The organism is Stenotrophomonas sp. GSD10, assembly GCF_056172695.1.
Map to the genome: position 1 here is coordinate 701,563 of NZ_JAOCMC010000002.1, position 25,756 is coordinate 727,318.

A 25,756-nucleotide genomic window follows, 5' to 3' on the forward strand; every position below is an offset into this window, starting at 1 on the left:
CCTTGGTTGCCGGGATCAGCCGATGTGGACGCGCTCGGCGCCTTCGGCGCTGACCACCTGGCCGATGGTCCAGTGTTCCAGGCCCTGCGCCTTGACCGCCTCGGACACGGCCGCCACCTGATCCGGAGCGACGATCAGCACGAAGCCGATGCCACAGTTGAAGGTGCGCCACATCTCGCTGTCGGCCACCGCGCCTTCCTTCTGCAGCCACTGGAAGACCGGCGGCAGGGTCCAGGACGACGCCTGGATGTCCAGGCCGAGGCCGTCGGGCACCACGCGGATGATGTTCTCGGTCAGGCCGCCACCGGTGATGTGGGCCATGCCGTGGATGGCCGGACCGTGCGACTTCAGCAGCGACAGGATCGGCTTGACGTACAGCCGGGTCGGCGCCATCAGCGCATCGACCAGCTTCACGCCGCCTTCCAGTTCCAGATCGGCCGGGCGGCCGGCGCGGTCGTAGATGCGGCGCACCAGCGAATAGCCGTTGGAGTGCGGGCCGGAAGAGGCGATACCGATCAGCACGTCGCCGTTGGCCACGCTGGCGCCGTCCTTCAGCTCGCTCTTCTCGACCGCTGCCACGGTGAAGCCGGCCAGGTCGTACTCGCCCGGGGCGTACATGTCGGGCATTTCAGCGGTTTCGCCGCCGATCAGGGCGCAGCCGGCCTCGGTGCAGCCGTTGGCGATGCCACCCACCACGGCCGCGGCGGTGTCGATGTCCAGCTTGCCGGTGGCGAAATAGTCCAGGAAGAACAGCGGCTCGGCGCCCTGCACCAGCACGTCGTTCACGCACATGGCGACCAGGTCGATGCCGATCGTATCGTGGCGGTTCAGCTGGTGGGCCAGCTTCAGCTTGGTGCCCACGCCGTCGGTACCCGACACCAGCACCGGCTCGCGGTACTTGTTGGACAGGTCGAACAGGGCGCCGAAGCCGCCCAGGCCGCCCATCACTTCCGGCCGGAAGCTGCGCTTGACCAGGGGCTTGATGCGCTCGACCAGCGCGTTGCCGGCGTCGATGTCGACACCCGCGTCACGGTAGGTAAGGGGGAGGGGGCGGAAGACGGGGTGTTGGTCACGGGCGTCGGCGCTGGCAGGGGTTGAACGGGCGATTTTAACAGGCCGCATTGGCGCAAAGTCCGTATTCGGGCAACAATTCCCCCGGATACGTCGAGCCAATGGATGTCCTGATGCGCCGCAGCCTGATTCTGACCCTGCTCATTGCACTGAGCCTGCCGGTGGCCACGATGGCCCAGAGCGGCCTGCGCACCGAGGGTGATGTCGCCACCGCCACCGGCGCGTACGAGGCCGAAGTGCCCGTCAACAGCCAGGCCGAAGCCGATCGCAACGGCGCCCTGGCCCGCGCGCTGAGCGTGGTTCTGGGCAAGTTGTCCGGCGATCGCAGCGTGATGTCCCGCCCCGGTGTGGTGCAGGCGCTGCGCAACGCCAAGGATTACGTGGCCAGTTACGACTACAAACAGGACCAGAGCGTGGGCGCCAGTGGCGCGCCGAGCTTCCGCACCCTGCTGGTGGCCCGTTTCCGCGAGGATGACGTCGATTCGCTGGTCTCCGCCCTGGGCCTGCCGCTGTGGCCGCAGCCGCGACCGAAGCCGGTGCTGTGGCTGGCGGTGGATGACGGCAGCGGCCCGCGCCTGGTCAGCGTGCAGCAGGCCAATGCCGCCCGCCCGCTGCTGAACCGCGCCATCGAACGCGGTTACAAGCTGGGCCTGCCCAGTGGCGGTGCCGCCGAACAGGCGCTGGCCGGCGCCATCTGGCGCCAGGACAGCGCTGCGGTGGCCCGTGCCTCGTCGCGCTATTCGCCGCCGATGCAGCTGATCGGCAAGCTGTACCGCGCCAATGGCGGCTGGCAGGCGGACTGGGTGTTCGTCGACAACGGCCGTGAACTGAACAAGTGGACCAGCAAGGACGCCAACGCCATGCGTGCGATGGCCGCCGGTGCCGATGGCGCCGCCGACGCGCTGGTCAAGCGCTATGCCAAGGCCGGCGTGGCCACCGGGCAGGCCGGGACCTACCGCGTGGTGGTGACCGGCATCAACAGCGCCGACGATTACCTGCGCCTGGCCGCGGGCCTGCGCGAGGTGCCGGTGGTGCGCAATGTCACCCCGCTGCACGCCTCGGCCGGCCAGCTGGAGCTGAGCCTGGAGATGACCACCGGCCTGGCCGGCTTCAACCGCATGCTGGGCGACAACGGTGTGCTGGTGCCGAGTGCCACGCTGCCGGCGCTGCCGACTCCGATCGATGAGACCAGCGGCGCCCCTGTGGCCGCTCCGGTCAGCAACGAGTACCGCCTGCGATGACTCTGACCCCGGAAGCGGAAATCGCGCAGTTCCTGCGGCGGATGAAGTACATCCTGTTCGCCGGCCTGGTCGGCTGGATCGTCTGGCTGCTGGCGCCGATCCTGACCCCCTTCGTACTGGCGCTGGCCCTGGCCTGGCTGGGTGACCCGCTGGTGGACCGCATCGAGGCCACCGGCCGCTCGCGCATGACCGGCGTGGTGCTGGTGTTTGCGGCCATGGTGCTGGTGATCGTGGCCCTGCTGCTGGTGCTGGTGCCGATGATCGAACGCCAGATCACCACCCTGATCGCGGTCGCGCCGCAGGCGCAGGCGTGGCTGATGGAAAAGGGCATTCCCTGGTTCGAGCAGAAGACCGGCCTGGAAGTGATGCAGTGGCTGGACCCGGATCGTCTGATCGACTGGGTGCGCAGCCACTGGCAGCAGGCCGGCGGCTTTGCCACCACGTTCATGGGTTATGTCTCGCGCTCGGGCTTTGCGATGGTGACCTGGGTGGTCAACATCCTGCTGCTGCCGATCCTGGCGTTCTACTTCCTGCGCGACTGGGACAAGCTGGTGGAGCGGGTGGCGTCGGTGATCCCGCGCAACCACATCGGCACCATCAGCGCGCTGGCGCGCGAGTCCAACGACGTGCTGGGCGCGTTCATCCGCGGCCAGTTCCTGGTGATGCTGGCGCTGGGCGTGATCTACGCCGGCGGTCTGTCGCTGGTCGGCCTCAAGCTGGGCCTGCTGATCGGCCTGATTGCCGGCCTGATCAGCTTCATCCCGTACCTGGGCGCGACCACCGGCATCGTGATGGCGATCGTGGCCGCGCTGGTGCAGTCGCAGGGCTTCGACCTGAAGCTGCTGATCCTGGTCGGCGTGGTGTTCACCGTTGGCCAGCTGCTGGAGAGCTACGTGCTCACGCCGCGCATCGTCGGCGACAAGATCGGCCTGCACCCGGTGGCGGTGATCTTCGCGGTGATGGCCGGTGGCCAGCTGTTCGGCTTCCTCGGCATGCTGCTGGCGCTGCCGGTGGCGGCGGTGACCAACGTGCTGCTGCGCTACGCCCACCAGCGTTATCGGCAGAGCGAGCTGTACGTGGGCGAGAAGCCGGCAATCGTGCTTGATGGCGTGGTCGATACCCCCATATCATCATTCCGAACGACAAGGGCCCCGACCTGAAGTGATGGGTGTGCCGCAACTGCCGCTGGCCCTGCATTACCCGCGGGACCAGCGCCTGGAGACCTTCATCGGCGCGCCGGATGGCGCGCTGGCGCAGCTGCGTGCGATCGCAGTGGGCGCCAGCCACGATTGGGTCTACCTGGAAGGGGCGGCGGGCACCGGCAAGACCCATCAGGCGCTGGCGATGTGCTCCAGTGCCGAGCAGGCCGGGCGCCTGCCGACCTATGTACCGCTGGCCAGCGCCGCCGGCCGTGTGCGCGCGGCGCTGGACGGGCTGGAGTCGCGTGAACTGGTGGCGTTGGATGGCCTGGATGAGGTGGCCGGCCACCGCGAGGACGAGATCGCGCTGTTCGATTTCCACAACCGTGCGCGCGCTGCCGGGGTGACCGTGCTGTACACGGCGCAGAAGGCGCCGGAAGAACTGGGCCTGGTGCTGCCCGACCTGCGTTCGCGGCTGGGCCAGTGCGTGCGCGTGCTGCTGCAGCCGCTGGATGAGGAAGGCCGCGCGGCGGTGCTGCGCGAGCGCGCGTTGCGGCGTGGGCTGGCGATCGACGAGGCCGCCATCGAGTGGCTGCTGTCGCACACCGGGCGTGAACTGGGTGGACTGATCACGCTGCTGGACTGGCTGGACCGCGAATCGCTGGCGGCCAAGCGGCGGATCACCGTGCCGTTCCTGCGCCAGGTGCTGGAAGAAGGCCGCCCTCGTTATTGAGGGAGGGTGGGGAGGCAGGGCTGCGCCCTGCACCCGCGGTAGTGCCGGCCGCTGGCCGGCAACGGCAGACGCAACGTCAACGTCAACGTCAAATGCGGGCTATCCGTGGGATGGCGGGGCGCTGTGGGCTTGCGGGGCCGCCGTAAACCCGTCCATGGGGGCTTGGTCGCTGCATCCATGCGGCTCACACCCCGCAAGCCCACAGCGCCCCGCCTTCGACAGGTTCCCGCGGCTGTTGGTGGGTGTCGACCTTGGTCGACACCAGAGGAAGCGCAGCGCAGCGACCCGCTTTTGATTTTCTTTTTCTTTTTCTTTTCCGTGGCTGGACGTACACGGAAACTGTCAGAGGCCGGGCGGGTGGGCCATGCAGGGGCGTTGGCGCCATGGATGGCGCCATCGAGCTTACAGGGGTGAAGGCGCTTTGCTTGCGAAGCACTGCTTCGCAAGCGCCTGAACGCACAGCCGCCAGCGGCTGGGCCGGGCCCCGGAGGGGACTTGCAGCGTCCCCTGCATGGCCCACCCGCCCGGCCAAGCACGGCTTTGCAGTCGAGCAAGCTCGACTCTACCGATCGCGCGATCAGCCACGAGGGCTCAGCCGTTCGCTGCCAACTCCGCGTCCAGCGCACGCAGGCGATCCACGGTGCCGACATCGGTCCAGCGCCCGCGATGGTGCTGCCCGGTCATCAATCCCTGCGCCATGAAGTGCTTCTGCAGCGGTACCACCGAAAATTTCGGTGGCACCCGCTCGCTGCCCGGCGCATCCCCGATCACCGCGCGCCAATCGGCCACGATCGAAGGGCGGTACACGCCGATGCCCGCGTACGTCAGGCACGGTCCTTCGCGGTCGTGATGCAGCACGCCCTGCGGGTCCAGCCGGTAGTCGCCGTTGGGGTGCTGCACCGGATTGTCGACCAGCACCAGATGCGCCTGGCCCTGCGGTTCGCGCGGCAGGCCGGCAAAATCGAAATCGGTCCAGATATCGCCGTTCACCACCAGGAACGGGTCCTCACCCAGCACCGGCAACGCGTTGAGGATGCCGCCGCCGGTTTCCAGCGGGCTCGCCCCTTCGTGGAGGAAATGCAGGTGCAGCCCCCATTGGCTGCCATCGCCCAGCGCCGCCGGAAACTGCTCGGCCAGCCACGCGGTGTTGATCACCACCTCGCGCACGCCCAGCGCGGCCAGGCGCTCCAGGTGCCACACGATCAGCGGTTTGCCCGCCACGTGCAGCAGCGGCTTGGGCGTGTGCAGGGTCAGCGGGCGCATGCGCTCGCCCAGGCCCGCGGCAAAGATCAGCGCTTTCATCGGGCCACGCGCATCGGTGCAGCCAGTTCGGCCAGCGCCGGCTTGATGCGTGTCTCCAGCAGCTGCTGCAGCGGTGCCAGTTCGCGATAGCGGGGCAGCACTTCCTCCAGGTAGCCGATGAAGCGCGGCGCGTCATCCAGGTAATGGCCCTTGTTGTCGCGATAGCGCAGGCGGCAGAACAGGCCGAGGATCTTGACGTGGCGCTGGATGCCCATCCAGTCGGCATCACGCAGGAAGGTAGCGCGGTCGGGCACCGGCAGGCCGGCATCCAGCGCGCGCTGGTGGTACTGCGCCAGCCATTCGTCCACGCGCTGCAGCGGCCAGCTCAGGAACGCATCCTTGAACAGGCTCACCGCATCGTAGGCGATCGGGCCACGCACCAGATCCTGGAAATCCAGCACCGCAGGGCCATTGTCGACCGGCATCAGGTTGCGTGGCATGTAGTCGCGGTGGGTCATCAGCTGGGCCTGGCCCAATGCGTTTTCCATCAACCGGCGATGCACCAGCTGCAGGCCTTCGATTTCACCGCAGTCCAGTTCCAGGTTCAGATGGCGCTGCAGGAACCATTCGTCGAACAGCCCGGCATCGCGTTGCAGCAGTGCTTCGCCGAACTGGCCGAAATCAGCCGGCACCGGAATCGCCTGCAGGCGCAGCAACTGTTCGATTGAACGGCCGAACCATTCATCGGCATTGCGTTCGTCGAGGATCTTGGCCAGCGTCGGGCCACCAAGATCCTCCAGCAGCAGGAAACCGGCATCGAGATCCTGGGCAAGCAAGGCGGGCACGCGCAGGCCATGGTCATGCAGCAGGCCGCGCATGCGCAGCCACGGCCGCGGATCTTCCAGCCCCGGCGGCGCGTCCATCACGATGTGGCTGCCGCGCGTGCTGGTGGTGCGCCAGTAGCTGCGCATGCCGGCATCGACCGAGGCGCGCTCGACCACCGCGTTGGCATCATCAAGCTGGGTACGGGCCCACTGCAGGCGCTGCGCGCTGCGCTGGGGGTCGGAGGCGGGTTCGGTCATGCAGGCAGTTCCGGGCGCGCCAGGCGCGCCACGCTCAGGAGAGAGGAAAGGGGTGTCAGCGGCGTGGGCTGAACAGGCGCATCAAGGCCAGCACGGCCACCGCGCCGATCACGGCGCCGAGGAAACCGGCCGGCTCGCCGGGGCGGTACCAGCCCATGTACTGGCCGAACCAGCCGGCCACCAGCGCGCCGACGATGCCCAGCACGATGGTCAGCAGGCAGCCCATGCGGTTGTTGCCGGGCATGAAGAAGCGCCCAAGCAGGCCGACGAAGAAGCCGACCAGCAGGATGTACAGCCAGCTGCTGCTGCCGAACAGACCATTCATGCGCGCGGATTCCGCTTGAGTGTGGACGCAGCCTAGCAAGGCCAGGCTGCGTCCGTCACGGGTGCCGGATCAGCAGCAGCCGTGGTCGCCGTGGCGGGTGCCGCTGTCGGCAGCCACCGGCGAACCGCTGGTCTCGCCGCGCAGGCTGGCGGCGTAGTGCTCGCTGATCACCTTGGACACGCAGGCGGTGACCTTCTTGCCCATCGGAATGTGCAGGAACTCGTTCGGGCCGTGCGCGTTGGAGTGCGGGCCGAGCACGCCGGTGATCATGAACTGCGCACCCGGGAACTTCTCACCCAGCATGCCCATGAACGGGATCGAGCCGCCTTCGCCCATGTACATCGCCGGCTTGCCGAAGAAGGCCTGGCTGGCGTCGTCGATGGCCTGGGTCAGCCACGGCGCCATGGCCGGGGCGTTCCAGCCGGTGGAGGCCTTTTCCAGGTCCAGGGTGACCTGCGCGCCGTTCGGCGGGTCGCGCAGCAGCGCTTCCTTCAGCAGTTCGCCGCAGGTCTTGCCATCGGCGGTCGGCGGCAGGCGCAGCGACAGCTTCACCGAGGTCTGCGGGCGCAGCACGTTGCCGGCCGATTCCAGCGGCGGCATGCCACCGATGCCGGTGACCGACAGCGCCGGGCGCCAGGTGCGGTTGAGCACCAGCTCGGTCAGGTCTTCGTTCATCGGGCGCAGGCCGTCGACCATCGGGAACTTCTCGAAGATCTCGGTATCGACCACTTCGGCAGCACGCTTGGCCTGCTCCTGGCGCTCGGCGGGGATCTCCACGTTCATGCCGTCGATCAGGATACGGCCGGTGTCCTGGTCCTCGATGCGCGAAAGGATCTGGCGCAGCAGGCGGAAGCTGGACGGGATCACGCCGGAGGCATCGCCGGAATGCACGCCTTCGTTGAGTACCTTCACGGTGAAGTTGCCGCCGGTCAGGCCGCGCAGCGAGGTGGTGCACCACAGCTGGTCGTAGTTGGCGCAGCCCGAATCCAGGCAGACCACCAGCGACGGCTTGCCGATGCGGTCAGCCAGGTGGTCGACGTAGGCCGGCAGGTCGTAGCTGCCCGACTCTTCACAGGCTTCGATCAGCACCACGCAGCGGGCGTGCGGCAGGCCCTGGGCCTGCAGCGCCAGCACCGCGGCCAGCGAGCCGAAGATGGCGTAGCCGTCGTCGGCGCCACCGCGGCCGTACAGCTTGTCGCCGCGCAGCACCGGGGTCCACGGGCCGAGGTCGTCGTCCCAGCCGGTCATTTCCGGCTGCTTGTCCAGGTGGCCGTAGAGCAGGATGGTGTCGTCGCCGGTCTCGGCGCCGGTAGCCGGAATTTCCAGGAAGATCAGCGGGGTACGGCCTTCCAGGCGCACCACCTCGACCTTCAGGCCGGGCAGCTGCTGGGCCTTGGCCCAGTTCTCCATCAGCGTGACTGCCTGTTCCATATAGCCGTTCTGCACCCAATTGGCGTCGAACATCGGCGACTTGTTGGGAATGCGGATGTAGTCGACCAATTGCGGGACGATCTCGCTGTCCCACTTGTCATTGACGAATTGGCCGAGCTTGGCGCTGTCCATCTGAAACTCCGGTTGCATGGGCTGTGATCCGGCCATTCTACGCCTGTGCCGAGGGTAGGGTTTTTCCTACATCACGTCGGGTATTTGGCTGGCTTACTGGAACGCGGGAAACCGATAGGCTGTGCACATGTGGAGACGGACACTGTTCCTACCGGCGGGATTGCCGGGAGGGGCCACCCGAACCACAAGGAGATACACGTCGTGCCTTGGTTTGTCGTGTTAAGGGCACTGGTACTGGGAATGTGGATCGCAGGGGCGCACGCCGCCGCTCCGATCGACATCAACCGGGCCGATGCCCAGGCGCTGCAGCAGGGACTGACGATGGTCGGAGCCGTCAAGGCCGAGGCGATCGTCGAGCACCGGCGCAGACACGGCCCGTTTCACCGCGTCGAGGACCTGACGCAGGTGAAGGGGATAGGGAAAGCAATCGTCGAACGGAATCGACAGCGGATCACCGTAGGCAACAGGGCGTTGCCGGCGGATCCGGTACCCGGATCGGTACCGGTGCGAACCGTACCCAGGCGCTGACAGCAGGATCGTCGGAACCGGCAGGAGGCTGGTTCATCGGGCACGGGCAGGAAGGCCGTGCCCACCGACCGCCGCAGGACGCGGCACCAATCACCAGGACGGTGGCATCACAGACCTGTGGAAGGGGCTGAGATACAAGCAGGACGAACGCGGTCGCGTGCAGGATGCAACGCTGTCCCCACAGCGCAGGAAGCGAGGGGACGGCAGCAGGCCGACAGGGATGTAACGATTGCCCGGTACGACACAAGGCTGTGTCGCCGGGCAATTTCATTTGTGGCGTCCGTTCTTGCCGCGGCCACCACGCGCCGATGAGGTACGGTAACCGCCTCGCATGGAAAGGACCGCCGCTGGATGCCTCTGTACCGCCCCACGACGCTGATGTTTGCCCTGGCCCTGGCCCTGCCGCTCATGGCCCGTGCCGCCGCGCCCGCCAAACCGGTGGCTGCGGCCGCCAGCACGGCGGAGGTACGCGGTCCGACCGACCTCAAGCCGGGCGAGTACCTGTGGCATCCGGAAATCTCGCCCACCGGCCCGATCGTGCTGGTGGTCAGCCTCGACGAGCAGCGGGCCTACGTCTACCGCAACGGCATCGCCATCGGCTTGACCACGATCAGCTCGGGCAAGGCCGGGCATGAAACGCCCACCGGGGTGTTCACCATCCTGCAGAAGGACAAGGACCACAAATCCAACCTCTACAACAGCGCGCCGATGCCCTACATGCAGCGCCTGACCTGGGACGGCATCGCCCTGCACGGCGGCAGCCTGCCCGGGCATCCGGCCTCGCATGGCTGCGTGCGCCTGCCACAGGCCTTCGCGCAGAAGCTGTTCAGCGAAACCCAGCGCGGCGACACGGTGGTCGTGGCCGATGCCAAGAGCTCGCCGATGACCCTGGCCTACCCCTCGGTGCTGGCACCGGTGAACGCGCGCGGCCAGGCGCTGCCGGAAACCGAGGGCGGCGCCAGCGCGCAGGCCTGGTGGAACGACAGCGCGGCCCCGGCCGGGCAGGTCGGCATCCTGGTCAGCCTGCACGACCAGCGTCTGTACGTGCTGCGCGATGGCGTGATGATCGGCGAGTCGCCGCTGAAGGCTGACGCGCTGCCGGCGTTCCAGGGCACCACCCTGTTCGTGATGGGGCAGGGGTACAGCGACACGCCCAGCCCGCTGGATGTGAACCAGCGCCTGCACCAGTGGACGGCCTATCCGCTGCTGGGCCAGGACCGTGCCCAGGCCACCCCGGACCTGCTGGCCACGCCGTCGTTGCCGATGGCGCTGCCGGCCGATTTCGCCCGCCAGCTGTACCAGGTGCTGGTGCCGGGCACGACCCTGCTGGTGACCTCGCTGCCGGCGGTCCGCCCAAGCCCGGCTGAATCCGGAATGCAGCCGGTCTTGGAATCCGAGCCGCCAGGGTCCACCCTCAAGGGCAACTGAGCCCCTCGTCGTGCCCATGACTGCATCCCGCCTGTGCCGGCTGGCCGCGTTCGGCCTGCTGGCGACCTCGGCCAGCGCCCCGGCGCTGGCACAGACGCCCGCCCTCGCCACCTCTGCCGATGATCTGGCCGCGCTGCTGTCGCGTAGTGCGCCCAAGGCCGACCGCCACGTGTTGCAGCTGGCGGCGCACGCCATGCGCTGCGCATTGCAGCGCCCCGAGCTGGGCATCAACGGTGATCGCCTCAGCGTGATCGATTATTCGCGGCCGTCCACCGAGCCGCGCCTGTGGGTGTTCGACCTGGCCCACCAGCGCCTGCTGTTCGAGGAATGGGTGGCACATGGGCGCAACAGCGGCGAGAACCGCACCGAGCACTTCTCCAATCGCGACGGCAGTTTCATGTCCAGCCTCGGCGCTTTCACCGCGCAGGAGACCTACATGGGCGGCAACGGCTACTCGCTGCGCCTGGCCGGGCTGGAACCGGGCTTCAACGACCGTGCGCGCGAACGCGCGATCGTCATCCACGGCGCGCCTTACGTGAACCCGGCAACCGCGCAGCTGCAGGGACGGCTGGGCCGCAGCCTGGGCTGCCCGGCGGTGCGCCTGTCGGTGGCCAAGCCCCTCATCGACGCGTTGCGCGGCGGCACGATGGTGTTCGCGTATTACCCCGACCAGGACTGGCTGAAGCATTCGCAGCTGCTGGGCGGTGAGTGCGGCGGCCAGGGCACGCTGGCCACGCGGTGATGCACGATGGCGCGCGGCGTGATGCAATGCGCCGATGAACGTCGACTCCCTGCTGCACACTCCGAGCCAGGTCATCTCCCGCCTGGACTACCGCCGCGAACGCTGGCGCAACGGCCTGGGCTGGACGCGCGAGATCCTGCGCTTGCCCGCGCAGGGCGACGACTGGGCGCTGCGCCTGTCGGTGGCCGAGATCGAACAGGATGCCGCGTTTTCCGCCTTCCCCGGTGTGGAGCGCGAACTGGTGCTGTTGCAGGGCAACGGCGTGCGCCTGCGCTTTGAAGACGGCCGCGTGGCCGAGGTGCTGCCGCCACATGGTCGCGTGCGCTTTGCCGGCGAGGAAGCGCTGCAGGGCGAACTGGTCGATGGCACCACCCACGACTTCAACCTGATGTGGAAGCGCGATCTGCTGCAGGCCGAACTGCTGCACCGGCCGCTGGTGGGCTCGATGTTCTTCTTCTGCGAACCGGGCGTGGCCTGGGCGTTGCACCTGTTGGCCGGGCACGCGGAATTTGGCGGGGATAGCGGGCTGCCGCCGATGCAGGCTGGCGATACCGCGTGGCTGTCGGCCGGTGAAAGGCAGCGGCACGCGTTGCAGGGCGGTGGCGAGTTGTTGGCGATCCGGGTGAGTGCGGCGGCGTGATGATTCGTTGGCGCCGGTGGGCGCGGCCAGCCGAGCATGGCTCGGCTCTACAGTAGATCCACGCCATGAGTGGATGCGGCGACCTCAATACACATCCCGCCGGTAACGCCCGGCCAGCAGCAACGCTTCCTTGCCCTCCGCTCCCAGCACCTGCTCGATCACTGCATCCACCGCCGGGGCCATGCCCTGCAGGCTGCCGCAGACCAGGATCGTCGCGCCTTCATCCACCCATTGCCGCAGCGTCGCCGCCTCGGTCAGCAACCGGTCCTGCACGTAACGGTGCGCGCCACCGTCGCGGCTGAACACCGCGTCCAATCGCGCCAGCGTGCCGTCGGCCTGCATCGCCTGCAGTTCTTCACCGAAGTGGAAGTCGTGCGCTGCGGTGCGCTCGCCGAACAGCAGCCAGGTACGGCGCGCGCCACTGCGGGCACGTTCGTGCAGATGGGCTCGCAGGCCGGCGATGCCGGTGCCGTTGCCGATCAGCAGCAGTGGCACGTCGGGCGCCACGCCATGGAAATTGTCATTGCGGCGCAGGCGCAGCTGTACCGCCTCGCCGATCACGGCGTGGTCGCACAGCCAGCCGCTGCCGATGCCGGGCGTGCCATCGCTGCGCAGCTGGCGCCGCAGCAGCAGTTCCAGCGCGCCGTCGGCCATCACCGAGGCGATCGAGTATTCGCGATGCGGCAGCGGCTGCAGCGTCGCCAGCAATGCCGATAGATCTCCGGGAGGAACCAGCGAGGGCAGGTGCGAGCGTTCGACGCGGGCCAGCAGTGTCTGTCCATCTTCCAGCACGGTATCGGCATCGAATCCCTGCGCGACCAGCCACGCGCGCGCGCTGTCCCGTGCGTGCTGTGGACCGATCTCGGCGATGTCACCGGCCTGCCACTGCACATCGGCAGTGCCCGGCGGTTGCAGGCGCAGCCAGTACACCGCGCCGCCCGGGCTGCCGGGATTCAGATGCGCGCGCTGCTGCAGCGTCCATGGCTGGTACTCGGCCGGGCTCCAGTCGGGCAGCTCGCTGGCGCCGCCGCCGAGCTGCCCGAGCAGCTGCTGCCAGTGGCGCAGTGCGGCCGGGTCGGCGTTGTCGACTTCGATCGCGTCGAACAGCGGATGCGCACCGTGCTGGCGCAGCCACTGGTCAAGCTGATGGCCGAACCCACAGAAGTGGCCGTAGCTGCGGTCGCCCAGTGCCAGCACGCCGTACTGCAGGTGCTGCAGCGAAGGCGGCGCGGCCATCACCCCGCGCAGGAACGGCAGCGCATGATCGGGTGGGTCGCCTTCGCCAGTGGTGCTGGCGATGAACAATGCACGCTGGCTGTCGGCCAGCAGTGCGGCGTCCACCTCATGCAGACCGCGCACACGCACCGGCACGCCGGCACCACGCAATGCCTCGGCACTGCGTTCGGCCAGTTCGCGGGCAAAGCCGGTCTGGCTGGACCAGACCAGCAGCAGCGGCCGCGTATCGCCGGATGCAGCGTCGTCGCGCGGGCGCCCACGCCACCACAGTGCGGCGCAGGCCAGCGCATACAGCGTGGACGCGGCCGCGGCGATCAACTGCTGCCGTCCCGGCGGCGCGCCCTGCCACCAGGATTCGCCGAGGTGCAGGCGCAGCAGCGCCCAGCCGATCACCGCCAGCGCGATCAGTACAAGCGTGTTGCCGAGCAGTGCGCGCGACGGCCGTGCGCTCATGCGTCCTGCTCGTCGAGCAGGCGCTGGAAGGCGCTGCTGAGGAACTCGCGCGGGCCGTCGACGGCCCGTTGCAGGTAACGCACGGCCAGGCCTTCGCGCTCGGCCAGCGCCAGGCCCTGATCGTGGCCGAGCACGGTCAAGGCGGTGGCCCAGGCATCGGCGTGCATCGCGTCGTCGGCCACCACGGTTACCGCGGCGGCGACCTGGCGAACCGGCATGCCGGTGCGCGGGTCGAGGCTGTGGCTGTAAGCCTGGCCATCGGCCTGGTACTGGTGCCAGCGATCACCGGAGGTGGCGACCGCTTTGCCATCCAACGCCAGCACCCGCGGGGTGTTCCGGTGTGTGCGTCTTCTTCCGGCGCCGATTCCACCAGCACGCGCCAGGGCTGGCCGTCCGGCTTGCGGCCGTAACCGGCCAGTTCGCCACCGACTTCGATCAACGCGGCAGTGATGCCTTGGCTGCGTAGCCACGCCGCCACGTGATCGACGCCGAAGCCCTTGGCGATCGCAGAGAGATCCAGTTCCACTCCACCCGGTTGCAGCAGCGCATCGCCCTGCCATTGCAGGCGCTGCCAACCGCAGCGATCACGCGTGGCCTGCAAAGACGCGGTATCGGGCTGGCGGCGTTCACCGGCATGCGCACCGAAGCCCCACAGTGCAACCAGCGGACCGACGGTGGGATCGAAGGCGCCGTCACTGGCGGCGGCGATGGCCTGTGCGCAGGCCAGCACCCGGCGCGTCTCGGCCGGCAGCATGCACCACTGGCCGGCGGCGGCCAGATTGAAGCGGCTGAGGTCCGAGCCGGCCTCCCACGTACTCATCTGCGCGACCACCTCATCCAGTCGCGCCTGGATGCCGGCGTGCAGCGGGTGCAGGTCGCGCTGGCGCGGTGCGACCAGCGACACGCTCCAGGTGGTGCCCATGGTGGTGCCACCGAGGCGGGCGATGTCGTGCAGGGAATCGGTCATGGCGGGGCGGTGCGGGCGCGATGCCGGGGCCTGCCCGGCATCGCGATCCACGTTACTGCGGCAGCACTTCCAGCGTGGCCACGTAGCTCAGGCGACGCTTGGCAGCCTGCTTGACCGAGGTCTTGTTGTCTTCGGTGCCGGTTTCCAGCCAGTACATGCCGGCTTCCGGCCAGGTCACCTTGATCTCGCCCTTGGCGTCGCTGGTCAGCTTCAGCTCGTCCTGCGCGTTGCGGTAGCGGGTGGCGCCACGCACGATCTCGAACTCCAGGCCAGCGGTCGGCTTGCCATCGACCAGCACGCGGAAGGTCGCTTCCTCGCCGGCGAACAGGTCGTTCGGATGGCCCACGGCGATCAGCTCGATGCCGCGGTTGGTCGGCTTCAGCGCGGTGGCGTTCGGCGCACCGTTGGTGACGAAGGTCTCCACGCGGCCAACCGACTGGCTCACTTCCAGCTTCTTCGCGTCCTTGGGCAGTTCGCCGAAGGTGGCGGCGGTACCGCGCCAGCGCTTGCGCTCGCCGTTCTGTTCGTAGGTGGCGAACAGGCCGTCATTCACCGACGCGATGCGGTAGGTGCCCGGCTGCTTCAGTTCCAGGTCGAACACGCTGCGGTACTTGCCGGTGGCCGCGTTCTGCGGCTGCACGCTGCTGCCGTCCGGCGCGGTGATTACCAGCGATTCCAGGCGCAGCGGCACATGGTTGAAGTAGAACAGGTCGTTGGAGACCGCACCGTCGACGGTGATCCACGGCGCGTTACCGGCGATCACGGTCTGCGAGGGCAGCAGCCAGGCCTTGTGGGCCAGGGCGGAGAAAGGAAGGGCAGCGGCCAGGGCGGCGGCGAGGACGAGCGTGCGCTTCATGCGGAAGACTCCAGGGACGTTGGGTGGGTGGGGTCAGAGCCCTTCCTGCGGAAAGGATCCGACCCCGGGGTCGGATCCCTTTCCAACGGAAAGGGCTCTGACCCCGGCTCAGGCAGTTACGGCTTTACGGCGAGGGTGACCTGGCCCAGTTCGGTGGCGCCCTGCGCCTTGCCGTTCTGCGCGGCGGTGGCCGGCCAGGTGAAGGGGATCTTCAGCAGTTCGCGGCCGCCGACTTCGCGCACCGCTTCCACCACCAGGGTGTAGTTGCCCGGTGCCAGCTGCTTCAGCGCCGGCTGCTTGTCGTTGAACGACAGCGCGTGCTTGCCGGCCGGGCGGGTCGGGCCGGTCACGCCGTCCACCGGCACCTGCAGGGTGCGGCCGCTCTTGCGCCACCACTGGCGCAGGTCGGGCAGCCACTTGGTGCCGTGGCCTTCACTGTTGCTGGTCTGCTGATACCAGACCGACAGGTTGGCCGCGACCTTCTGGTCGGCGCCTTCCAGCCACACCGCCACATACGGGCGGTGGTATTCGGCCACGTTGAGCTTGGGCACTTCGACGTTGATGTCGAGGGTGGCGGCATAGGCCGGCGAGGTGGCCAGCAGGCCGCTGAGGGCGATGGTCAGGGTGACGCGCATGGGGCGGCTCCGGGAACGAGGGAAAGTCAGTGGATCAGCAGCAGGGCGATCAGCAGCGGGATCATCAGGCCCAGGCCGACCAGCGGCCAGGTCATGCGCCGCTGCCGCGCATGCAGATGCAGCAGGAACAGGCCGGTGATGCAGAACACCAGGCAGGCCACGGCGAACAGGTCCAGGAACCAGCCCCACGCCGGACCCGCGTTGCGGCCCTTGTGCAGGTCGTTGAGGTAGGACACCACGCCGCGCGAGGTCGATTCGTACTCCACCGCGCCGGTTTCGCGATCGATGCTCAGCCAGGCGTCGCCGCCGGGGCGTGGCAGCGACAGGTAGATCTCCTCGGCCGACCACTCGGCGGGGCGGCCGCCGATGGCGATGCCCAGCTGTGCATCCAGCCATTGCCGCGCCGGGCGCGGGATCGGTGCGTTGCCGTCCTCGCGCGTGCCGAGCTGGCCGAGCAGTTCGGGCGGCAGTTCCAGGTGCTGGTTCTGCACCTGGGGCGTGGCCTCGATCTTCGCCGCGTGGTTGAGGGTCAGGCCGGTCACCGCGAACAGCAGCATGCCGATCAGGCAGACCGCCGAGCTGATCCAGTGCCACTGGTGCAGCGTCCGCAGCCAGAAGCCACGGCTCTGTTGCTGCTGCACGGTGGAGGAGGCGGGACGGCTCACGGCACGGTTCGAGGCGGACGGGGACTGCCCATTACATCATTGATGAGAATAGCTCGCAATTGCGTATCTTTCTGTATCCCGTGAAGGAGAGCCCGGGTAGTGCCGGCCGCTGGCCGGCAAACCCGCAATGCCGGCCAGCGGCCGGCACTACCAGAACGTGGTCAGAACTTCGCGTTGAGCGAGATCCAGTAGCTGCGGCGCTGGTCCTTGGTCGCATAGTCGTCCACGCAGTTGAACTCGCTCTGGCTGATCAGCAGGCACGACTGCGAGACGAAGTCCTTGTCGAACAGGTTGTTGACCCGTGCGTTCACCGTCAGCCAGGGCGTGGCCTTCCAGCTGCCACCGAGATGGAAGATCGTGTAGTCCTCGTAGTAGCGGGTCTGGCTGGCGCCGTTGGCGTCCAGCAGCGTGTCGCGGTAGCGGTCGTAGCGGCCCTCGCCGATCAGCGACAGGCTGATGGCCTCGTTGAGCTGCCAGTTCAGGCTGGCGTTGGCCATGTGCTTGGCCGGGGTGGTACCGGTGATCGGCAGTCCCTTCTGCGGGCCGCTGGTCTGCTCACTCTTGGTCCAGGTGTAGTTGCCGCGCAGCTGCAGGTTGTCGAGCAGGTCGACGTGGCCAGCCAGTTCGGCACCACGGGTCTCGGCCTTTTCGATATTCACGCTCTGGGTGAAGGTGCTGTAGCCCAGCGCGGCCCAGCCCGGGCCGATGTCCACGCAGTAACCGCTGCCGGCCGGCGCCACTTCGCAGTTCGGGAAGGTGCCGCCGCTGGCGATCTTGTCCTCGAACTTGTTGATGAAACCGGTGACGTTGAAGCCCCAGCGCTGGCCTTCGTAGTAGGCGGCCAGCTCGTAGTTGGTGCTGGTTTCCGGCTTCAGGTTGGGCGAGCCCACCAGCGGCAGCACGCCCTGGCCACCGAAGCCGGTGATGCCCGGGAACAGCTGGTCCGGGCGCGGGGTCTTGTAGCCGGTGCTGACGCCACCCTTGAAGGTCCACGCATCGCTGGCGTTCCACACCAGGTAGCCGCGCGGGCTGAGATGGCTGCCGAAGATGTTGTGGTCGTCGTAGCGCAGGCCGAAGGTGGCGGTGAGGGTGTCGGTCAGCGCCCAGTTGTCCTCGGCGAACAGCGCCCACATGCGGTGCTTCTGTTTGGTGTTGCTGCGGTAGCCGGCGCCGTCCATGCCGAACACGCCGTCGATCATGTCGGTGTCGTTGTACTGACCGCCGACGGTGAGCGTGTGCGCGCCGAAGTCGAGGTCGAGCATCGTGTCGAGCACATAGCCTTCCAGTTCCATGGTGCGCAGCGGACGCGGCAGGAACGCCTGCAGGCGCGCCATTTCGCTGGGATTGAGCGCGGTCAGCGCATTGCCACGGCCGGCCGCGCAGTTGTCGGCCGCGCCGGTGCGGCGGCACACGTCGTTCCACAGCGTCTGCAGGTTGGCGCGCTCGTCCAGGGTCAGCGGCAGCGAGCGGCCCAGGTTGCTGCTCTTGCTGTGGGTCAGCGAGGTCTGCCAGGTGCCGAAGCTGTAGCGGCCCTGGTGGGTCAGCGACAGCTGGTCGCGCTCGTAGCGCTGGTAGGCGGTGTAGCCCACGCGCGGCTGCACCACGCGGCGGGTGACCGTGCCGTTGCCGTTCGGATTGGGGATGACGGCGTTGCCGACGCGCCACAGGCTGGCCAGGCTGTCCAGGGTGCCGGTCTGGCCTTCGCTGTTGTCGTACTTCTGCCGCGAGACGTCGTAGTCCAGCCACAGTTCGTGGTCATCGTTGACGTGGAAGTCCAGGCGCACGCCGGTGTTCCAGTTGGTGTTGGCCACCGACTTGCCGCCGCCACCGAAGCCGATGCTGCGCTCCCACAGCGTGCCGTCGGGCAGAGTCAGTGCATCCCATTCCGGGTTCGATGCCTTGGCATCGTAGTAGCTGCCGCGCACCGCCAGGCTCAGGCGATCCTTCAGCAGCGGGCCGCTGAGGTACAGGTCGGTGGTGCGTGCATCGCCGAACTGGTCGTCCTGCTGGACGGTGAAGCCCTGGGTGAGCGCGCCGTGCCAGCTGTCCTGGTTGCGGCGGGTGATGATGTTGATGACGCCGCCCATGGCGTCCGAGCCGTACAGCGTGGACATCGGGCCGCGCACCACTTCGATGCGCTCGATCGCGTCCAGCGGCGGCAGGTAGGCGAACTGGCCGCCACCGAAGTTGTTCGGGTACAGCTGGCCGACGTTGCTCTGGCGGCGGCCGTCGATCAGCACCAGAGTGTATTCGGAGGGCAGGCCGCGCATCGAGATGGTGGCGCGACCGTTCTTGTCGGTGGCTTCCAGGCCGACGTCGATGCCTTCGACATCGCGCAGCGCGTCGACCAGGTTGGTGTACGGGCGCTTGCTCAGTTCCTCGCGGCTGACCACGCTGATACTGGCCGGTGCGTCGATCACCTTCTGTTCGAAGCCGGAGGCGGTGACCACCACCTTGTCCAGCGTCTGCGGGGCGCCGGCGATCTCTGCATGGGCGAGAGCAGGGGCCGCCATCGCCGCCAGCACGGCGCTGGTCAGCAGGGGGCGGGACAGGGACGAACGGACACGATGGCGCTGGGCCATGGCAGATACCTCGAAGGATGTAAGGCAGCGCGATGCCGGGTGCGGAGCGCGCACGGCAGGGCAGGGAAAGCCCGGTCAGGGGCGGCAGGGATGAAACAGGCAGCGGCGTGTGCACGCGACCGCGCAGGCGGTCACGTCGGGCCGTGGATCAGGCGAGCGGCGGCGCCTGGCCGCGTTGCTGGCGACGCCCGGGCGCATCGGCCCAGGGCGTGTCCGGAGCGGCCAGCGGCCAGTCCGGGCGCACGCCGGGCATGGCCGGCGTGGCGGGTACGAGTTCAAGTTCGGTACGCAGCCACTGGCTGGCCAGCAACAGCGGCGGCGGCGCCTTCTCGGCCACTTTCACCGGGGTGGAGGCGCAGCGGCGCAGTTTGGCCGGGGCCTCTTCCTGCAACGGGCCTTCGCCACCACGTTCTTCCAGCGGGACCTGCACGGCCATCGCTGTGGCCGGATGCGGCAGCAGCGGCAGGGTGCCCAGCAGCAGCACCAGCATCGCCACCCACGCCAGCAGGCTGGCCAGCGCGGGACGCTGACCGCGCATGGCGGTGCCCATCTTGCGATGGATCAATGGGCGAGGGCGGAGCGGGCGCAGCAAGCAGGAATCCCCGGACGGTCGCCGGCAGCGGCCGGCATCAACGGGGCGTGATTGTAATGAGAGCCGTTAGCTGTTGCAAATGAGAATGATTGCCAAAAGATCGCGGGGCGGCCGCAAACGGCTCAGACCTCGCTCCAGCGCCGCAGCAGGTTGTGGTACACGCCGGTCAGCTGCAGCACCGCCTCGGCGTCGCCGCCGGTCTGGCGCAGGCGCTCGATCGAGCTGTCCATTTCCCACAGCAGGCGCCGCTGCACGTCATCGCGGATCATGCTCTGCACCCAGAAGAACGAGGCCACGCGGGCGCCGTCGGTGACCGGCCGCACCTGGTGCAGGCTGCTGGACGGGTACACGATCAGGTCGCCGGCCGGCAGCTTCACTTCATGCTCGCCGTAGGTGTCGCTGATGATCAGCTCGCCGCCCTCGTACTCGTCCGGATCGGACAGGAACAGGGTGCAGGAGATGTCCGATCGCAGCTGTTCGCCGTTGCCCAGGTTCATCACCGCGCCATCGACATGGAAGCCGTAGGTGCCACCGCCGGTGTAGCGGTTGAAGCGCGGCGGCAGGTACTTCAGTGGCAGCGCCGCGCTGAAGAACAGCGGGTGCCGGGCCAGCGCGACGAGAATGATCTCGCCCAGCTCGCGGCGCAGCGGCGAGGCTTCCGGCAGCTGCTGGTTGTGCTTGGCCTGGGCGCCCAGATGGCCAACCGTCTCGCGGCCATCGGTCCAGTCGGCGGCGTCGAGGTGGCGGCGGAACTCGGCCACCTGCGCGGCGCTGAGGATGTCGGGGATGTGCAGCAGCATGCGGAACTCCTCAGTGGGACGGCGGCGCGACCAGCGCGCGCACCTGCGGATGCGGGGACGCCGCCAGCTCCGGCACGATGTGCGCCATGAACGCCGGGCTGCCGTGGGCCAGCGCCAGCTGCAGCCAGTGCACGGCCTGGTCGACCTGGCCGGCCTGCAGCAGGATCGAGGCATAGTTGGCCTGGCCGCGGAAATCGCCGGTCTCGGCCGCACGCCGGTACCAGCCCAGCGCCGCCTGCGGATCGCGCTCGATCTCCAGCCCGTCTTCCAGGTGGCGCGCCAGCAGGTTCATCGATTTGGCGTGACCCAGGTGCGCGGCGCGGGTGTACAGCGCCAGCGCCTGCGCGCGGTCCTGTGGCACGCCGCGGCCGGTGGCCAGCAGGTTGGCCAGGTTGTACAGGCCCCAGTCCAGGCCGGTGTCGGCCGCGCGCCGGTACCAGACCGCGGCCAGCGTCGGGTCAGCGACAGTGCCCTGGCCCAGTTCATGGCAGCGGCCGAGCATGTTCGCCGCCATCGGCGCGCCATTGTTGGCGGCCGTTTCGTACCAGAGCAATGCGGCCGAGGCGTCCTGTGGGGTGCCTTTGCCTTCCATGTGCATCTGCGCAAGCAGCAGTTGTGCATCGACCTGACCGGCCTGCGCAGCATCGCGAACGTGCGCGAACGCGGCGGCCGGGTCGTGCTGCAGCAGCTCGGCCAGGGCATCGCTGTCGATGGGAGTACGGGTAGCCATGGAGTGAGTATCGCCGGAAACAAAAACGGCGGCAGGAGATCCTGCCGCCGTGGTGGAGCAACGCTGGATCAGAACTTCACGTTCAGTGCCAGGGTGGCCGAGCGACCCGGGGCGATGCTCGCGTAGTGCGAGGCATAGGCCTTGGTGAAATAGGTCTTGTCGGTCAGGTTCTGCACGTTCAGCTGCAGGCTGATGTTGTCCTGGATCGCGTAGCTGGCCATCGCGTCGAAGCGGGTGTAGCTGGCGATCCACTTGGTGTTGGCCACATCACCGTACTGCTTGTCCGAGTAGAACGCACCGGCGCCGACGGTCAGGCCGATCGGGAAGCGGTAGGTGGTCCACAGGTTGGCGCTGTGCTTGGCGGTGTTCGGGAACACGTTGCCGTTGTACGGCGAGGGCACGTACACGTTGGACGGGCAGGTACGGCCCGACACGGCGCACACAAAGCCGTTGTCCTTCAGTTCCGAGTCCAGGTAGGTGTAGCCGCCGTACAGGCTCCAGGCATCGGTCAGCTGGCCGTTGAAGCCCAGCTCGAAGCCGTTGATCTCCTTCTTGCCCGCGTTCTGGCTGGTGCCGTTGTCCACGGTCACGCGTGCGTTGTTCATCACGGTGTGGAAGATCGCCGCGGTCAGGTTCAGGCGGTTGTCCAGCAGGTCCCACTTGGTACCCAGTTCCAGGTTCTTGGTGTCCTGCGGCTTGAGGTCGGCCACCGCTGCGCTCAGGCCGTCCGAGCCGTCGCCACCGTCCATGCCCGGCGGGGTCGAGGAGGTGCCCCAGGACAGGTAGATGCTGCCGTTGGCCGCCGGCTTGAACACGACGCCGGCCTGGTAGTTCAGGAAGTCGTTGTCATTGCGCACGCGGGTCGGGGCCTTGCCCGCCACCGGGGTGGTCAGGGTGGTGCTGTAGTCGTCGTAACGCAGGCCGACGTTGAAGCTCCACTGTGCGTTGAGCTCGAGGGTGTCGAACAGGTAGGCCGACTTGGTCTTGGTGCGCTGTTCGACGTCCAGCGCCTTGTCGCTGCGGTACACCGAGTGGGTGGACGCCCACGGATCGTTCGGGTTCGGGTTGGTGAAGCTGGTGCAGTTGTAGCCGGTGGCCGCGCCGGTGGTCGGGCACTTGCTGTTGCCGGTCAGCGGGTTGCTGGTGCCCGGGGTCATCAGGTAGCTGCCGCGGGTCATCTTCTCGTCGCTGTACTCCACACCCGCGCTGTAGCTGTGCTTGAGCGCGCCGGTCTGGAAGGCACCGGTCAGGCCCAGCTGGTCGGCGAAGCTCTTGACGTCGACCGCGCGGCTGTTGGTACGGCGCCACAAGGTGCCGTAGTTGTTCGGGTTGCCCTGGCTGTCGTCCGGCTGGGTCCACAGGTAGTCGTTGCTGGTGTTGCCCAGGCGCGCGATGTTGCGCAGCTTGTGGCCACCGAAGTCGTAGCTGGCATCCAGCGTGCTGATGTCGGCGCGGGTGCGCTGGAAGTCACGGTCGACCAGGCCGTAGTAGTTGTTGCGGTCGGGCACCATCGGGCGGCCGTCGACCCACTTCGAGACCGGCGCACCGCCCGGGTTGCCGTACGGGAAACCACCGGCATCGGGCAGGTCATCGCTCTGCATGTGGTAGTGGCTGGCGATCAGCTGCGCCGGGCCGTTCAGGCCGAACGCGATCGACGGCGCGATGCCCCAGCGGCTGACGTTGGCTGCATCACGGCCGGCGATGTCCGACTCGTGTTTCATCAGGTTCAGGCGGGCGGCGATGCCGTCGCCCAGCACATAGTTGGCGTCGACGGTGCCGCGCGCGTAACTGTCGGTGCCGATGCCCATGCTGGCGCTGGTCTCGTTCTTCAGCTTCGGCGTCTTGCTCACCAGGTTCAGGCTGCCGCCACCGGAGTCACGGCCGCCGTAGGCCGAGCTCGGGCCCTTGACCACTTCCACCTGCTCCAGATCGAAGATTTCGCGGGTCTGCGAGCCGACGTCGCGCAGGCCGTCGACGAACACGTTGCTCTGCGAATCGAAGCCACGGATGAACGGGCGGTCGCCGGTCGGGTTGCCGCCTTCGCCGGCGCCGAAGGTGATGCCCGGCACCATGCGCAGCGCATCCTGCAGGTTGGTTGCACCGGTTTCGGCAATCAGCTTCTCAGACACGATCGACACCGACTTCGGGGTGTCCAGCAGTTCAGCGGTGAACTTCGGCGAGGACGGATTGAACCAGCTGCCGCGCACCTGCACCTTGTCCAGGTCGGTGGCCTTGTTGGCGCCGGAGGCGGCGCCGTCGGCGGCCTGTGCGGCCAGCGGTGCGAAGCCGGCGGCCAGGGTAGCCGAGGCGAGCAGGGAAACGCGCGGGGCGTACTTGCGGGTCTTGATATGGGTCATGGCGGTGGGTGGTGGCTTGGATCGGGAAAGGGCGCGGACCGGCACGCAGGCGTGGCGGCAGGCAGGAGACGGGTGCTGTAGAGCCGAGCCGATGCTCGGCTACGCGGTGAACGACTTCAGGCGCACGGCAACAGCCGCAGGGCGCCTCAGCTGGCGTGCGGTGCGGGCGGTGCGTGGCCGGGGTTCAAGCGCAGCGCAGGATCGTGCAGCTGCCAACGCAGGGCGTCAGAACGCCACAGCGGAATGTGCGCGACCAGGATGGCGCGCGGCGACGGTGTGCCGGTGCAGGGCGTACCGGCCTCGCCATCGAGCGGCGGCTCGGGGGCCGGCGCGGCGTGCTGCGGGCAGTCATCGGCCGGCGAGTCCGGCAGCGGCATGGCCTGCAGCAGAACGTCCGCGTGTGCCTGCCAACCGCGCGCGGCCGGGTTGCTGCCACGTCCTTCGTGCAGTGCCGACCAGCCCAGCAGCAGCGTCAGCAACCCGGCCACGAGCAGCGGCCACCCGTGGCGGGCGAGCTGGCACAACGTGGCGGTGGGCGCGGGCGAAGCCATGGCGCAGGGGCGGAGTCGTTACGAAGATGTTACGTAGAATAACATCAACGATAATGATTCGCATGTACGGAATGTGGCGGGCCGCCGGGGTGGCCCCGAAACGCCCTGGGAAGGCCCTCACGGCGCTGCTGTGGATCCACCCCACGGGTGGATGCCCACGGCCAGGGGCGCGGCCTCAATCGCGGTCGTCGCGCGTCCAGACTGCGTCGTGCTCGCGCTTGACCGGGAACTTGGGCACCGGGGTATAGGCCGGGGCGCACAGGGCGCGGCCATCGCGCACGTCGAAGCGCGCGCCGTGCAGCACACACTCCACGCTGCCTTCGGTGGTGTTGAACTCGCCGGAGGACAGCTCGAACTCTTCATGCGTGCACTGGTCCTCCAGTGCATACAGCTCGCCGTCGAGGTTGAACACCACGATCGGGGTGCCGGTCACTTCGTCGAACACGCTCTTCATTTCACCCGGCAGCAGCTCGCTGCCGGCACAGACGAAGGTCCAGGTATCGCTCACGCAGCGGCTCCGGCCAGCGGCTTTTCCAGGATCTCGAAGCGCAGGTCGTCGCGCTTGGGGATGCCGAAGCGTTCGTCGCCGTACGGGAACGGCTTCTTGATGCCGGTGCGGCGGTAGCCGCGGCGTTCGTAGAAGGCGATCAGTTCGTCGCGCACGTCGATGACCGTCATCTGCATCACCGGCACGTTCCACGCGCGCGCGGCGTGCGCTTCGGCCGCGTCCATCAGCTGCTTGCCGACGCCGCCGCCCTGCTGGGCCGGGTCGACCGAGAACATGCCGAAGTAGCCCTTGCCGTCGACATCGGCGACATGGGCGCAGGCCACCAGTTGGCCCTCGCGTTCGGCCAGCAGGATGGTGGAGCGCGGGCGGTCGAGGTCGCCCTGGATGCCTGCGGCGTCGATGCGGGCGCCGTCCAGCAGGTCGGCTTCGGTGGTCCAGCCGACGCGGCTGGCGTCGCCTCGGTAGGCCGAGGTGACCAGGGTGATCAGGGCGGGGATGTCGGCCGACGTGGCGGCGCGGAAGGTCAGGGTGCTCATCGGCCCATTCTAGGTGGGGTGGGGGCGGGCGCAAATGGGGCACCCCGGCAGTTCCGGCAACGGTATGCTCGCGCTTCAGCAATTGACATACAGGGCCATGGCGTGGACGCGTCGCAGGGAATCGCGCTGGTGTTGACCGCGGGGATGATGATGGCTCTGGTACGTCTGCCGGTGCATCTGGACGGCGGCGGCATGGCGCCCAACGGCCTGGGGTGCCCGGGTTTCAGTCCGTCCCGTGCGTTGCCGGTCACGCTGGAGGCGCTGCGGGCCGATCCCATGCGCTATCACGGGAGATTGGTGCGCGTGCGGGGGCCTACGTTGATGGTTTTGAAATGTCTGCGCTGCATCCCGGGCCGCCGGTACAGGACCCATGGGCGGCTGAGGGCGTGTGGGTGAATGGAATTCCCATCCTGGTGCTGCCGCCGGAGCAGGCGGTTGAACTTACCGGAATCGTAGCGGCGGGCCGGCCCGTTTTCCCTTTCGGCAAGGGGCATCTTGGGCAATGGCCTGCGGAGCTCTGCGTGTCTTCGATCCTGCCGTTGGCGCCGCCATGA

23 protein-coding genes and 2 pseudogenes are annotated in these 25,756 nt (G+C 68.1%); 7 read left to right on the plus strand and 18 right to left on the minus strand.

The window, feature by feature from the left end; translation table 11 throughout:
- Positions 1 to 15: 15 nt before the first annotated feature.
- Positions 16 to 1,073 (minus strand): annotated as a pseudogene (gene purM / locus N4G47_RS03460) (phosphoribosylformylglycinamidine cyclo-ligase).
- A gap of 99 nt (positions 1,074 to 1,172) precedes the next feature.
- Here purM and N4G47_RS03465 point away from each other — a divergent pair.
- The 3 genes from N4G47_RS03465 to hda are packed head-to-tail and all read left to right on the plus strand — an operon-like array spanning position 1,173 to position 4,184.
- Positions 1,173 to 2,312 carry a DUF2066 domain-containing protein gene (locus N4G47_RS03465; RefSeq protein ID WP_475285220.1) on the plus strand — a complete coding sequence of 380 codons (1,140 nt, stop codon included), beginning with the start codon at positions 1,173 to 1,175 and terminating at the stop codon, positions 2,310 to 2,312.
- Positions 2,309 to 3,472, plus strand: a complete 1,164-nt coding sequence (locus N4G47_RS03470; protein ID WP_475285222.1) for an AI-2E family transporter — start codon at positions 2,309 to 2,311, stop codon at positions 3,470 to 3,472. The genes N4G47_RS03465 and N4G47_RS03470 overlap by 4 nt, the downstream gene beginning before the upstream one ends.
- 4 nt (positions 3,473 to 3,476) lie before the next feature.
- Positions 3,477 to 4,184, plus strand: a complete 708-nt coding sequence (hda, locus tag N4G47_RS03475) for a DnaA regulatory inactivator Hda (protein ID WP_295570273.1) — start codon at positions 3,477 to 3,479, stop codon at positions 4,182 to 4,184.
- A gap of 591 nt (positions 4,185 to 4,775) precedes the next feature.
- On the opposite strand, the gene murU is transcribed toward hda, so the two are convergent.
- The 4 genes from murU to N4G47_RS03495 form a co-directional block, all read right to left on the minus strand.
- Positions 4,776 to 5,486, minus strand: a complete 711-nt coding sequence (murU, locus tag N4G47_RS03480) for an N-acetylmuramate alpha-1-phosphate uridylyltransferase MurU (RefSeq protein WP_475285225.1) — start codon at positions 5,484 to 5,486, stop codon at positions 4,776 to 4,778.
- Positions 5,483 to 6,508 carry an aminoglycoside phosphotransferase family protein gene (locus tag N4G47_RS03485; protein ID WP_475285227.1) on the minus strand — a complete coding sequence of 342 codons (1,026 nt, stop codon included), beginning with the start codon at positions 6,506 to 6,508 and terminating at the stop codon, positions 5,483 to 5,485. The genes murU and N4G47_RS03485 overlap by 4 nt, the downstream gene beginning before the upstream one ends.
- A gap of 55 nt (positions 6,509 to 6,563) precedes the next feature.
- Entirely contained in the window at positions 6,564 to 6,833 is a 270-nt protein-coding gene (locus N4G47_RS03490; RefSeq protein ID WP_107230094.1) for a GlsB/YeaQ/YmgE family stress response membrane protein, read from the minus strand.
- A gap of 69 nt (positions 6,834 to 6,902) precedes the next feature.
- A complete protein-coding gene (locus N4G47_RS03495; RefSeq protein ID WP_309341209.1) occupies positions 6,903 to 8,396 on the minus strand; it encodes a M20 family metallopeptidase in 1,494 nt (497 codons plus the stop codon).
- Positions 8,397 to 8,597: 201 nt separating this feature from the next.
- On the opposite strand from N4G47_RS03495, the gene N4G47_RS03500 reads away from it, so the two are divergent.
- From N4G47_RS03500 to N4G47_RS03515, 4 genes are all read left to right on the plus strand, one after another.
- Positions 8,598 to 8,924, plus strand: coding sequence for a ComEA family DNA-binding protein (locus N4G47_RS03500; protein ID WP_249844800.1), 327 nt, complete (start codon positions 8,598 to 8,600; stop codon positions 8,922 to 8,924).
- Between the two features lie 351 nt (positions 8,925 to 9,275).
- Positions 9,276 to 10,352 carry a L,D-transpeptidase gene (locus tag N4G47_RS03505; RefSeq protein ID WP_475285230.1) on the plus strand — a complete coding sequence of 359 codons (1,077 nt, stop codon included), beginning with the start codon at positions 9,276 to 9,278 and terminating at the stop codon, positions 10,350 to 10,352.
- Between the two features lie 16 nt (positions 10,353 to 10,368).
- Complete coding sequence (locus N4G47_RS03510) at positions 10,369 to 11,094, plus strand: murein L,D-transpeptidase catalytic domain family protein (protein ID WP_004147404.1); 726 nt, start codon at positions 10,369 to 10,371, stop codon at positions 11,092 to 11,094.
- Positions 11,095 to 11,128: 34 nt separating this feature from the next.
- A complete protein-coding gene (locus N4G47_RS03515) occupies positions 11,129 to 11,734 on the plus strand; it encodes a HutD/Ves family protein (protein ID WP_475285232.1) in 606 nt (201 codons plus the stop codon).
- Between the two features lie 84 nt (positions 11,735 to 11,818).
- Here the strand turns inward: N4G47_RS03515 and N4G47_RS03520 are convergent, their stop codons facing one another.
- From N4G47_RS03520 to N4G47_RS03580, 13 genes and pseudogenes are all read right to left on the minus strand, one after another.
- Positions 11,819 to 13,423: a sulfite reductase subunit alpha gene (locus N4G47_RS03520; protein WP_475285234.1), complete on the minus strand. Its 1,605-nt coding sequence runs from the start codon at positions 13,421 to 13,423 to the stop codon at positions 11,819 to 11,821.
- Positions 13,420 to 14,390, minus strand: a pseudogene (locus tag N4G47_RS03525) (FAD:protein FMN transferase). The gene N4G47_RS03520 and the pseudogene N4G47_RS03525 overlap by 4 nt, the downstream one beginning before the upstream one ends.
- Before the next feature lie 52 nt (positions 14,391 to 14,442).
- A complete protein-coding gene (locus N4G47_RS03530; RefSeq protein WP_475285236.1) occupies positions 14,443 to 15,246 on the minus strand; it encodes a DUF4198 domain-containing protein in 804 nt (267 codons plus the stop codon).
- Between the two features lie 116 nt (positions 15,247 to 15,362).
- Positions 15,363 to 15,881 carry a DUF2271 domain-containing protein gene (locus N4G47_RS03535; protein ID WP_099590125.1) on the minus strand — a complete coding sequence of 173 codons (519 nt, stop codon included), beginning with the start codon at positions 15,879 to 15,881 and terminating at the stop codon, positions 15,363 to 15,365.
- A 26-nt stretch (positions 15,882 to 15,907) separates the two neighbouring features.
- Positions 15,908 to 16,546 carry a PepSY-associated TM helix domain-containing protein gene (locus N4G47_RS03540; protein ID WP_475285238.1) on the minus strand — a complete coding sequence of 213 codons (639 nt, stop codon included), beginning with the start codon at positions 16,544 to 16,546 and terminating at the stop codon, positions 15,908 to 15,910.
- Between the two features lie 161 nt (positions 16,547 to 16,707).
- Entirely contained in the window at positions 16,708 to 19,128 is a 2,421-nt protein-coding gene (locus N4G47_RS03545) for a TonB-dependent receptor domain-containing protein (protein WP_475285240.1), read from the minus strand.
- 148 nt (positions 19,129 to 19,276) lie between these two features.
- Complete coding sequence (locus N4G47_RS03550) at positions 19,277 to 19,678, minus strand: hypothetical protein (protein WP_475285242.1); 402 nt, start codon at positions 19,676 to 19,678, stop codon at positions 19,277 to 19,279.
- 164 nt (positions 19,679 to 19,842) lie between these two features.
- The gene (locus N4G47_RS03555; RefSeq protein ID WP_475285243.1) at positions 19,843 to 20,520 is read right to left on the minus strand and encodes a Fe2+-dependent dioxygenase; all 678 of its coding nucleotides are present in this window, start codon (positions 20,518 to 20,520) and stop codon (positions 19,843 to 19,845) included.
- A gap of 10 nt (positions 20,521 to 20,530) precedes the next feature.
- Positions 20,531 to 21,250: a tetratricopeptide repeat protein gene (locus N4G47_RS03560; protein ID WP_475285245.1), complete on the minus strand. Its 720-nt coding sequence runs from the start codon at positions 21,248 to 21,250 to the stop codon at positions 20,531 to 20,533.
- 68 nt (positions 21,251 to 21,318) lie between these two features.
- Positions 21,319 to 23,607 carry a TonB-dependent receptor gene (locus N4G47_RS03565; RefSeq protein ID WP_475285247.1) on the minus strand — a complete coding sequence of 763 codons (2,289 nt, stop codon included), beginning with the start codon at positions 23,605 to 23,607 and terminating at the stop codon, positions 21,319 to 21,321.
- A gap of 146 nt (positions 23,608 to 23,753) precedes the next feature.
- Positions 23,754 to 24,158 carry a hypothetical protein gene (locus tag N4G47_RS03570; RefSeq protein WP_475285249.1) on the minus strand — a complete coding sequence of 135 codons (405 nt, stop codon included), beginning with the start codon at positions 24,156 to 24,158 and terminating at the stop codon, positions 23,754 to 23,756.
- A gap of 175 nt (positions 24,159 to 24,333) precedes the next feature.
- On the minus strand, positions 24,334 to 24,666 hold the full coding sequence (locus N4G47_RS03575) for a non-heme iron oxygenase ferredoxin subunit (RefSeq protein WP_475285251.1): 333 nt from the start codon (positions 24,664 to 24,666) through the stop codon (positions 24,334 to 24,336).
- Positions 24,663 to 25,202 (minus strand): GNAT family N-acetyltransferase, encoded by a 540-nt coding sequence (locus tag N4G47_RS03580; RefSeq protein ID WP_475285253.1) that lies wholly within the window; start codon positions 25,200 to 25,202, stop codon positions 24,663 to 24,665. Before N4G47_RS03580 ends, N4G47_RS03575 begins: the two co-directional genes overlap by 4 nt.
- Positions 25,203 to 25,756 lie beyond the last annotated feature (554 nt).